Source organism: Novosphingobium jiangmenense (assembly GCF_015694345.1).
In the GTDB taxonomy this organism is placed as follows: domain Bacteria; phylum Pseudomonadota; class Alphaproteobacteria; order Sphingomonadales; family Sphingomonadaceae; genus Novosphingobium; species Novosphingobium jiangmenense.
The window spans coordinates 317,854-328,521 of sequence record NZ_JADQDC010000004.1 but is presented as its reverse complement, the minus strand read 5'-3'; the positions used below and the strand labels follow the sequence as shown (position 1 = coordinate 328,521).

Here is a 10,668-nt window from a genome sequence, read left to right as displayed (position 1 = left end):
GGCCGAGAACGCATTCCTTGACGATGGAAGCCATCTGGATCAAAAAGTCATCAGCGCCGATCACGCTCGGCGCAAAGAGACCTGCTGGCCTTTTCCCGCCGCTGCTTCCCAACCTAGGACGTTGTCGAAGGTGATCGACTGGCGCAGGTCTGGCGCGAGCGGCTTGAGCAGGTTGGCGAGGCTGTCGGCGACGCTTTGCGCCCTGAGGCGTGGCTGGGGGATGGCCAGGATGATCCGCGAGTGGCGTTCGTGGGCGATCAGGACGGCGGGTCCGGGAGTTCGGAAGAGCATGCAGTCCGCTTCACGGTCGAGCCACCCGGCGATCTGTTCCGGCGACCAGCCGGCGGCCAGACGGTCCAGCACGGCATTGCGCAGGTCATCGTCGCGTTCGAGGCGGCTTCCGCTCCAGCGGCGTGCCGAGCTCTGCGCCTGGGCATAGGCAGGCTGGTAGCCGACGCGGTTGCCGGTGTTGCGCTTCAGTTCGCGGGCGATGGTCGACGGCTGGCGATCCAGAGTTGCAGCGAAAGCTGGGGGTATCTCGACATGGCACCACCTGTCTGAGGTGTTGCACTTCGTTTGTGAAATCAGGGGGGCTGGGCTGTTCTTCTGGCACAACCACACCAACAGGGAAGCGGGATCCCAGGGCAAGCCCGGGATGACGATGAAGGGAGATGCGGGTAGACCTTGACAAAACGAACCATATAGGTTATAGACCCCACCCACAGGTCAGGAGAGGGCACAAGGCCAACCCGCTCCTCTCCCTTCGGACGCTGATGCCCAGAGTCGCTTTGGTCCAAAGGCTTCCGGCGCGATCGGTGCGGCAGGTGCGCGCGGGTTCAATGCGGGGCGTTAAGCCCAGGACCCACCGGGCAAACCCTGCCGTTACCCAAGGACAGACAGGACACCCCAGGGCTGATAGCACGGCGCCGAACCCTGAGCGACGCTGCGGATGCGGAACCCGCCATGACTTGCGTGACGAAGTCTGCGCAAACGACAGGTTCTTTTCACGCAGCCGCTTGCCAGAAGCCAAAGCAGCCCCGCGAGCCGCTGCCACAGCTTCGTCCTGTCACATATGTCCGCCCACAGGCTGAGCCGACAAGGGGCCCGGAACCGCCCCCGGCCATTCGCAACCGGTCCCGCGCCCTCCCCGCGCGTGCCACGACGGCACCCGCACCGGTCGCGCGATCTGTGCTTATCCCACCGGCGTCATGGTCCGCACTCGCCAGCGGATGAGGCTTCATATCACGTGTCCCGCTCATCCTGAGCTTGTCGAAGGATGCCCACCCCCAACCCCTCCCGCTTGCGGGAGGGGAGACAAGCGCAGCGTCTTGCCCTCCCGCAGGCGGGAGGGCCGCGAGACTTAGCGAGCCGTAGGCGAGTTTAGTCGCAGCGGGGTGGGCGATCAGCGCCGCGCCGGAGATATCTCACGCAAAGCCGCGAAGCCGCAAAGATGTCGCGTCTGCCGGAGGCATCTCACCACCCGGCACGCCCCGGATCCACACGCACACACACCCCGAGGCGCAACACCTTCGCGCCTTTGCGGCTTTGCGTGAGCATCAAAAAGCACACGCTCCCGAAGAGGTGCGGACCTCGGTATTCCAGTCGAGCGTTAGCGCAACCCGAACGAGCCAAGGACCTCCGGACATCAAAACAAAAAAGGGAGCGGCTTGCGCCGCTCCCTCTTGTGGTTCGCCATGTGGCTGGAACTCAGTTCGCCGCCTTCTCGAAGGTTGCGAAGTTCTCGTTCCCGACGAAGCCGAACTTCGTGACCTTGGCGTCCGTGATGATCTTCATCATCCGGTTCGCGATCTCGTAGCTGGCGTATTCCTCGGGCTGGAACTGCAGTTCCGGCTCGGGATTGATCCCCTTCGTCGAAGCGATGATCGAGACCAGCTGGCCTTCGTTGATGGCGGCACCGTTCCAGAGGATCTGGTTGGTTGCCGTCAGCACCAGCTTGTTCTTGATCGGATCGATCGTGACGTTGTTGGGGACCGTCGTCGGCTGCGGGAGGTCGATGTTCACCGCGTGCGTGGCCACCGGGATGGTGATGATGAACATGATGAGGAGAACGAGCATGACGTCGATCAACGGCGTCGTGTTCATTTCCATCATCGGCGAGCCATCATCCTTGCCGCCGCTCATTGCCATGGTTGGTACTCCTGTTCGCTCTCTGGGCCAGTCGAGGGTCCGGGCTTAGCCCGGATCGACCGGCGTCGAGATGAAGCCGACTTTCGGATAGCCGGCGGACTGGACGTTGTAGATCGCACCGGCGATGCACTTCCACGGCACGTTCACGTCGCCACGGATATGCACTTCGGGGATCTTCTCGGGGTCCATGTTGGCAGCGCCACCTTCACGCTTCACGATCGCATCGAGGCGATTGAAAGCCTGCTGGTACAGCTCCTGGTTGTCCACCGGGGTGATGTTGTTGAAATAGACGCGGCACTGGCCGGTGCGCGAAGAACCCTCGTAACCGGGTTCCCTCGGGCTGCGACCTGCAGCGTCGGTCGAGACGACCGAGAGCATCAGGTTCTCGACCTTGTCCTGCGATTCCTCGCTGACAAGAATGGGGACCTTGAGCTTTTCGATCGACTGGATCGCGACGGGCACCGCGATGAGGAAGATGATCAGCAGCACCAGCATCACGTCCACGAGCGGCGTGGTGTTGATGTCCGACATCGGGCGTTCTTCTCCGCCAGCGCCGCCTACAGACATTGCCATGGGTTACATCCTATCCGTCTTGAGCCGCGAGAGGGGCCGGAGCGATCCGGAGAACTGGCTCCGGCCTTTGACCCGCGTTCCGGAAAGGGGCCGGCGGCATGCCACCGGCCCGGTTCTTTGCTTACTTCTTGACCGGGGCGGCCGGGGTGGCCGGAGCAGCCGGAAGAGCAGGCTTCACTGCGCCCTTCGAGTTGATGTTCGCCAGGATGTCGGTCGAGAAGCCCGAGAGCAGCTCGGCGATCTTCTTGTTGCGAGCCTGCAGCCAGTTGTAGGCAAGCACGGCCGGAACGGCGACGAGCAGACCGAGCGCGGTCATGATCAGAGCTTCACCGACCGGACCTGCGACCTTGTCGATCGAGGCCGAACCGGCGAGACCGATGTTGATCAGCGCGTTGTAGATGCCGACCACGGTACCGAACAGACCGATGAACGGAGCGGTAGCACCGACGGTGGCGAGGAACGGAAGGCCACCGGCGAGGCGAGCGTTCACGAACGCTTCCGAGCGGGCGAGCGAGCCGTGCAGCCAGTCATGGGCTTCCATGGCGTCGGTCATCTTGCCGTGCTGGTCTTCGGCGGCGATGCCGTCGTCGACGATCTGGCGCCATGCCGAGTTCTTCTCGAGCTTCGCAGCGCCTTCACGCAGGGTCGGAGCGCGCCAGAACGTGCCGATGTTCTTGTACTGGCCCATGATCTTGTTCTGCTCCATGAGCTTGGTGAACAGGATGTAGAACGAGCCGAACGACATGATCGCGAGGATCACGAGGGTGGCGATGCCGATCCAGTTCGGCTGACCGTTCGGGAACAGGGCTTCCTTGATGCCGAAGGACTTCTGCGGCGCTGCGGCGCCAGCGGCGGCAGCAAGAGCGTAGATGAACATTGCGAGTCTTCCTCTTCAATTCAAATCAAAGTGCGTGAGTGCCGGTTGTGCCAGGCTCTCGTGTCAGTTCCGCGGTCCGGATCAATCCTTCGGGATGACCCAGCGGATCGAGTTCGAATACGAGCCCGTGGTCGGCTGGCCTTCACCGTCGGTCGCGGGCGTGAAACGCGCGCGGCGGCGGACGTTGGCGCAGGTCGCCTCGTCAAGATCCGGGCTGCCCGAAGACCTGGTGATCTGGCAGTCCGTCACCTTGCCGTCGGTACCGACCGTGACACGGAAACCCGTGGTGCCTTCACGCTCTTCGCGAAGCGCACGCGAGGGGTAGTCGTTCGACGTCGCCCAGTTGCCGGGATTGCCCTTGGGCGCAGCACCCTTGGGCTGGAAGCGCGGCGGCGGCGGAGCGGCAGGCGGCGCGGGAAGCGCAACCGGTGCCGGCGGAGCCGGAAGCGGCGGTGCTTCGTTGACCGTCTGGACCTGGGGCGCCGGCGCGTTGAAGCTGATCGGCGGCGGAGGCGCGACGATCGGCGGCGGCGGCGTGTTCTCCTTCGGAGGCGGCGGCGGCGGCGGCTCCTCCGGCGGCTTCTCTTCCTCGATGTTGACCGCCGAGGTCACCTCTTTGACCTTCTTGAACGCCTCTTGAGCCAGCCCCGTAACGAGTGCGTAGCCAACGGCGACATGAAGAATCGCAACGACGATGAGCGCGGTGATCTTGTTACCGCTCATCTGTTGGTCAGCGTATGCCATTCAGCTCCAATACTCCTGATCGCCCACCCGGGCCCGGAGCACGCGCATGACGGCCCTGACCAAGGTGGAGCCCACGCGCAGGATCACCGTCCTGCCCGAAGGCCAATCCAGCAAATTTCAATCCACCCTGCCGGCAACCCGGTCCGCCGACATCAAACCAGGGGGTTTGGCGGCGGCAAGCGTCGGGCTGCTTGTTTTGGATTGCCCGAACGGCCGCATCTTTAACGGCGAAGCCAAAGCCGCGCAAATGCTTTATCCGTTAACTCGTGATTCAGGGTTGCACTGCCTGAAATCAGCCAGAAACGAAGGGGCGGATTCCGCCGGAGACCCTGTTATGCCTAGGTTTGTACCCAATGCCGCGCTGCGCGCAGCAGCCCTCGCCGCGCTCATCTGCGGATTCGCGAACGTTCCCGCGCTGGCTCGGCAGCAGCCGATTCGGGACGTTGACAGCGCAATCAGCGCGGGCGCGTCCGCAACGCTGACATACGCCGACATCGCCTCCATGGCCGATGCGGCAGAGGCCGTCCTGCGCGTGCAGGTCAAGAAAGCATCTCGCCTAAAGCCCGAACAAGCCCCCGGCCTCGCCCCCGGCATGGCCCGACTGCTGGTCGAGGCGCGCACGCAGACGGTGCTGAGCGGCCCGGCCATGGGTGAAACGGTTCGCTACCTCGCCGATGTTCCGCTGGATGCCAAGGGCAAGGTGCCCAAGCTGTCAAAGGCGGTGATGCTGCTGTTTGCGCGCACGGTCCCGGGAAGGCCCGGCGAGATCAGCCTGGTCGATGCAGGCGCGCAGATCGCCTGGTCGGGAGAGACCGAGATGCGCACGCGCGCCATCCTTACCGAGATGCTTTCGCCGGATGCCGCGCCCCGCATCAAGGGCGTGCGCGAGGTGCTGTTCGTGCCCGGCAACCTGATCGGCGAGGGTGAAACGCAAGTGTTCCTGCAGACCGAGAACAACGCGCCGGTATCGCTGTCGGTCGTCAGGCGGCCCGGCATGGAGCGCACCTGGGGGGTCAGCCTGTCCGAGATCGTCGACCAGGCCTCGCGCCCGCCCGCGCGCGACACGCTGACCTGGTATCGCCTCGCCTGCAGCCTGCCCGCGACCATGCCGGCTGGCGCGAGCCTTTCTGGCAGTGCGGCGCAAGTGCGGGCCGCTGCGGAGGACTATGCCTTCGTCATCGCCCAGCTTGGCGAATGTTCGCGCAGCAGGCCCGCCGTGGCCCGCTAGCGTCAGGATCTGAGCAAACGCCGGTTGCCCGCGCCGCCCATGTCACCTAAGGCCCGCCGCGCAGAATCTGCAAATGCAACTGCAAGTTTCAGCGGACGGGAATGACATGAGCGAACCTTTGCGTATCGCGCTGGCCGGGCTTGGCACGGTCGGCGGCGGGGTAATCCGGTTGATCGAGGCCAATGCGGACCTCATCGCACGGCGTGCAGGGCGTCCCATCGTCATTACCACCGTCAGCGCCCGCAACCGCGACAAGGATCGTGGCTTCGACGTCTCGCGCTATGCCTGGGAAGACGACATGGTCATCCTTGGCGAGCGGCCTGACGTCGACGTCGTGGTCGAACTCGTCGGCGGAGCGGACGGCCCTGCACTGGCCCTTGCCCGCACCACCTTTGAAGCAGGCAAGGCACTGGTCACCGCCAACAAGGCGATGATCGCGCATCATGGCGTCGAACTTGCCACCAAGGCCGAAGCCGCCAAGGTCGCGCTCAAGTTCGAGGCCGCGGTTGCCGGGGGCATTCCGGTGATCAAGGGCCTCAAGGAAGGCGTCGCCGCGAACGAGATCGCGCGGGTCTATGGCATCCTCAACGGCACCTGCAACTACATCCTCTCGACGATGGAGGACACCGGCCGCGACTTCGCCGATGTCCTCGCCGAGGCACAGGCCAAGGGTTATGCCGAGGCTGACCCCACCTTCGACATCGATGGCATCGACGCCGCCCACAAGCTTTCGATCCTCTCCTCGATCGCCTTCGGCACGGCGGTGGACTTCAAGCCGGTGCTGGCCACCGGCATCCGCCGCGTCCTTGCCGCCGACATCGCCCAGGCCGATGCGCTCGGCTACTACATCCGCCTGATCGGCATGGCCGAGACCGAGACCGACGCTGCGGGCAATCGCCGCCTGTTCCAGCGTGTCCACCCGCACCTCGTCCATCGCGATCACCCGCTGGCCCACGTCGATGGCGCGACCAACGCCGTGGTGGCCGAGGGCAATTTCGTCGGCCGCCTGCTGTTCCAGGGCGCCGGCGCCGGTGACGGGCCGACGGCCAGCGCGGTCGTTGCCGACCTGATCGACATCGCGCGCGGTGACATTGGCGCGCCGTTCTCGATTCCCGTGGCAGAACTCGACCGCGCGGCTCCGGCCGAAGTCGGGCACCGCACCGGCAAGGCCTATATCCGCTTCACCGTGGCCGACCGCCCCGGCGTTCTCGCCGAAATCACCGCCGCGATGCGCGATGCCGGCGTCTCGATCGAGAGCCTGATCCAGAAGGGTGGCGCCGACGCTGCGCCGGTGATGGTGTCGATGGTGACGCACGAAGGCCCGGAAAGCGCGATTGCCGAGGCCCTGCGCCTGCTCGATGGCTCGCCCGTCCTGGCCGAACCGCCGCTGGTGATGCACATCCTGGGCGAGTGAATCTTCCGGCGCTCTCAGGGCGCCGGGATCTCGCCCTTGGCGATGCGGTCGGCGTCCGAGCCGGGTGGCGGCGGCGGCAGCGCCTTGATGTCGAACATGTAGATTTCGTGCGGCTTCCCGCCGAGGCCGATGCAGCCGCGGCTGCAATCGCGCAGGCCCGAAACGTTGGGAGCGCGCGGGAGACCATCGTCGGTCGACTTCGCGCCGTCGGTCTCGTCGCGCAGCGGCACGCGCTCGCGGTCGCTGGCCTCCTTGCCCCCGCAGACCACGATCGTGCCGTCCGAGCGCTGCATCGGGCGGCACCGTTGCGTCTGCGAATTGGTCAGCAGGTTGCGGGCCACATCGGCGTCGCTCTGGGCCGCACCGGGCACGACCGGCCCCTGGGTTGCCGCAGCAGCAGGCGCCTGATCCTGCGCAAGCGCTGGCCCCGCGCCAAAAAGAAGCGCTGCTGCGGCCAGAACTGCTACTCTCTGTCTCGACAAGACCCTTACCTCGCGTCTAGTGCCAAGGTCACACCAGCGTCATCTCTGCCACGCAATGCCCTTTGCGCGACATAGCGATGATTGCGCATACGTTTGCACAGCTTGCGCGCCGCGTCGAGCCGGGTCTGCCGGTGATATGCTGCACACGGGCTGAACCATATCTCGAAGTACGTCCCCGTTCGTCACCACCCGACCAAGCTGGAGCCATCGTGACCGATAAGACCAACAACCCCGCCGCCTCCCAGGTTCTCGACCGCGTCCTCGTGCTCGAGATGGTTCGCGTGACCGAAGCTGCCGCCATCGGCGCGTCGCGGCTGATCGGTCGCGGCGACGAGAAGGCTGCTGACGCTGCGGCAGTCGAGGCGATGCGCGCGGCCTTCAACGAACTCTACATGGACGGCACCGTGGTGATCGGCGAAGGCGAGCGCGACGAAGCGCCGATGCTGTACATCGGCGAGAAGGTCGGCGCGGCACCGGGCAAGGGCCCGAAGATCGACATCGCGCTCGATCCGCTCGAAGGCACCACCATCACCGCCAAGGACGGCCCCAACGCGCTTGCGGTGCTGGCCGTGGCCGAAGAAGGCGGCCTGCTCAATGCGCCTGACGTCTACATGGACAAGCTGGCATGCGGCCCCGGCTATCCCGAAGGCATCATCGATCTCGACAAGTCGCCGACCGAGAACGTCAAGGCCGTTGCCGCCGCCAAGGGCGTGCAGCCGGGCGACATCAACGTCTGCGTGCTCGATCGTCCGCGTCACTCCGCGCTGATCGACGAGCTGCGCGCGCTGGGCTGCGGCATCAAGCTGATCCCGGACGGTGACGTGGCCGGCGTGATTGCGGTGACCAACGAGGACACCGGCGTCGACATGTACATGGGCACCGGCGGCGCTCCGGAAGGCGTGCTGGCGGCAGCAGCGCTGCGCTGCGTCGGCGGCCAGTTCAAGGGCCGCCTGCTGTTCCGCAACGAGGACGAGAAGGCCCGCGCCCGCAAGTGGGGCATCGAGGACCTGAACAAGCAGTACGACCTCGTCGAACTGGCCAAGGGCGACTGCATCTTTGCCGCAACCGGCGTGACCGACGGTTCGCTGCTCGCGGGCGTCAAGGTCCACAAGAACGGCACGATGACCACCGAGAGCGTGGTAATGCGCGCCTCGTCCGGGACCGTGCGCTGGGTCAAGGGCGAGCACCGCAAGGGCCGCTGATCCGCCAGCCTTGGTGACAACCTGAGGCCGGGTGCTGCGAAGCGCCCGGCCTTTGTGCATCAGGTGCCGAAGCGCACGACGGCGGGAAGCTCGCGCGCGGTCTGCAGCGCCGACGTCCGCCGCAGCTGCTGCGGATTGCTGACCTTGCCGGGGCGCTTCTCGACGTCGCGCGTGCGGAAGGTGCTGACAAGATCGGTGAGGCGCTCGGCCTCCGCCGAAAGGCTGCGCGTCGCCGCAGACGATTCCTCGACCATCGCGGCATTGGCCTGGGTCATCCTGTCCATCTCGGCGACCGCCACATTGACCTGCTCAAGGCTCTCCGCCTGTCGCGCGGCAGACTCTGCGATCTGCGATACGAGCGCGTCCACGGCGGCGATCTGTTCGACGATCCCCGTCAATCGCGCGCCGGTCTCGCCAACCAGCTTGACGCCCTCGCCGACCTGCCCTGTGCTGGTCTCGATCAGGGTCTTGATGTTCTGCGCCGCCTCGGCCGACCGCTGCGCCAAGGCCCTGACTTCGGTGGCGACGACCGCAAAGCCCTTGCCGGATTCGCCCGCCCGCGCCGCCTCGACGCCGGCGTTGAGCGCCAGCAGATTGGTCTGGAAGGCAATGCCATCGATGACCGAGATGATACTGCCGATCTGGTGGGCCGACGCCTCTATGGCAGCCATGGCCGCGACCGCCTGGCGGACGACTTCGCCACCGCTGTGTGCCTCGCCATGGGCGGCGTTGATCGCAGCATGCACGTCCCTCGCCCCCTTCGCAGTCTCGCGCACCCGGCCGGTAACGCCGTGCATTGCGCCTGCCGTCTGGGCGAGGCTGGAGGCCTGCTGTTCGTTGCGGCGGGCAAGGTCGTCGCTGGCGTCGCGGATTTCGGCGATGGAGGTCATGACGCTGGCGGCCCCGACGCGCACGGTCCGCATGGCCGATGCCAGGGCATCGACGGCGCTGTTGTAGTTGGTGCGCAGTTCCTCGTAGCCTTCGGGAAAGGCCTGCGCGATCCGGTACTCGAGGTTCTGGCGGGCCATGCAGTCAAGCCCGGCCGAGAGCGCCGCGACGACCGCCTGCTGTTCTTCCTGAGCCTTGGCCCGGGCGATGCCGTTGTCGCGAAACACCGCGATGGAGCGGGCCATCATCCCGATCTCGTCGTCGCGCTCTGCTCCGCAGGCATCGGACGAGTAGTCGCCCTGGGCCATCCGCTGCATCGTCCCGGCCGTTTCGACGAGCGGCGCGACAACGCGCTGCCGGATGGCACGGGCGGCGAGAAGGACGATGGTCAGAACTGCCACTGCCAGTGCTGCAAAGAGCAGGATCAGCATCAGGACAAGGCGGTTGGCACCTGCCATCAGCTCGGTGCGATAGGCCGTGGACTGTTCGACCAGGCGCTCGACCGCGTCGTGCTGCTTCTCGTAGGCGGGAGTCAGCTCATCGCGATGCACTTGCCGCATCGTCTCGATATCGCCGGAATCGAGAGCCGGAAGGTAACGCTGATCGACGGCTGCCCAGAACGCATCGGCCGTGCCGATGGTCGCCTGCACTTCTTCGCGCAACTCCTCCGGGATCGGCGCCGAGGCCCAATACGCCTTGCGCTGCTCGAACAGCGATCGTTCCTCGGCAAGCGCGGATCTGGCCAGCGCGGCATGCGCCGGATCGACGAGCGTCCTGGTAGTGTGCAGGTAAGGTTCCACGACGAAAGCGGGCGGCGGCAGGATATCGGCCAGCAGTTCGTCCTGTAGAAGGTTGGCGCGATGCAGCGGACCGCCGAAACGGATATAGCTCACGGCGAGCCCCACCACGAGGATCGCGGCAAAGATCAGGCCGACGACCAATCTGGCACCACGCGAAGTCTGCTCGCCGATCATGCCGGTACTCCCGAGTATTGAGAAGTCCGGAATGCAGTATTTGGGTTAATTTGCCCGTCTTGCTACAATAGCGGCATTTACGGTGCTGCTTCCTCCAAGGTTGCATGAAAAAGCCCCGCCAGATTGCTCTGGCGGGGC

The 10,668-nt window shown here is 65.5% G+C and carries 9 protein-coding genes and 1 pseudogene; 3 read left to right on the top strand and 7 right to left on the bottom strand.

All coding sequences use genetic code 11. The features are described from left to right. Window positions 1-120: 120 nt before the first annotated feature. The 5 genes and pseudogenes from I2488_RS08585 to I2488_RS08565 all read right to left on the bottom strand — a co-directional run. Window positions 121-522, bottom strand: a pseudogene (locus I2488_RS08585) (transposase); the annotation flags it as partial. A 1,185-nt stretch (window positions 523-1,707) separates the two neighbouring features. Beyond that, on the bottom strand, window positions 1,708-2,148 hold the full coding sequence (locus I2488_RS08580) for an ExbD/TolR family protein (protein ID WP_196275372.1): 441 nt from the start codon (window positions 2,146-2,148) through the stop codon (window positions 1,708-1,710). 45 nt (window positions 2,149-2,193) lie between these two features. Then, the gene (locus tag I2488_RS08575; protein WP_196275371.1) at window positions 2,194-2,721 is read right to left on the bottom strand and encodes an ExbD/TolR family protein; all 528 of its coding nucleotides are present in this window, start codon (window positions 2,719-2,721) and stop codon (window positions 2,194-2,196) included. A 121-nt stretch (window positions 2,722-2,842) separates the two neighbouring features. Next, window positions 2,843-3,598 carry a MotA/TolQ/ExbB proton channel family protein gene (locus I2488_RS08570; protein WP_196275370.1) on the bottom strand — a complete coding sequence of 252 codons (756 nt, stop codon included), beginning with the start codon at window positions 3,596-3,598 and terminating at the stop codon, window positions 2,843-2,845. A gap of 81 nt (window positions 3,599-3,679) precedes the next feature. Beyond that, window positions 3,680-4,342, bottom strand: a complete 663-nt coding sequence (locus I2488_RS08565; protein ID WP_196275369.1) for an energy transducer TonB — start codon at window positions 4,340-4,342, stop codon at window positions 3,680-3,682. Between the two features lie 334 nt (window positions 4,343-4,676). On the opposite strand from I2488_RS08565, the gene I2488_RS08560 reads away from it, so the two are divergent. Then, entirely contained in the window at window positions 4,677-5,570 is an 894-nt protein-coding gene (locus I2488_RS08560; protein ID WP_246465561.1) for a hypothetical protein, read from the top strand. A 106-nt stretch (window positions 5,571-5,676) separates the two neighbouring features. Next, window positions 5,677-6,984, top strand: a complete 1,308-nt coding sequence (locus tag I2488_RS08555; protein ID WP_196275368.1) for a homoserine dehydrogenase — start codon at window positions 5,677-5,679, stop codon at window positions 6,982-6,984. Window positions 6,985-6,998: 14 nt separating this feature from the next. Here the strand turns inward: I2488_RS08555 and I2488_RS08550 are convergent, their stop codons facing one another. After that, window positions 6,999-7,466 (bottom strand): hypothetical protein, encoded by a 468-nt coding sequence (locus I2488_RS08550; protein WP_196275367.1) that lies wholly within the window; start codon window positions 7,464-7,466, stop codon window positions 6,999-7,001. 209 nt (window positions 7,467-7,675) lie between these two features. On the opposite strand from I2488_RS08550, the gene glpX reads away from it, so the two are divergent. Continuing rightward, the gene (glpX, locus tag I2488_RS08545) at window positions 7,676-8,668 is read left to right on the top strand and encodes a class II fructose-bisphosphatase (protein WP_196275366.1); all 993 of its coding nucleotides are present in this window, start codon (window positions 7,676-7,678) and stop codon (window positions 8,666-8,668) included. A 59-nt stretch (window positions 8,669-8,727) separates the two neighbouring features. Here the strand turns inward: glpX and I2488_RS08540 are convergent, their stop codons facing one another. Further along, entirely contained in the window at window positions 8,728-10,530 is a 1,803-nt protein-coding gene (locus I2488_RS08540; protein WP_196275365.1) for a methyl-accepting chemotaxis protein, read from the bottom strand. Window positions 10,531-10,668 lie beyond the last annotated feature (138 nt).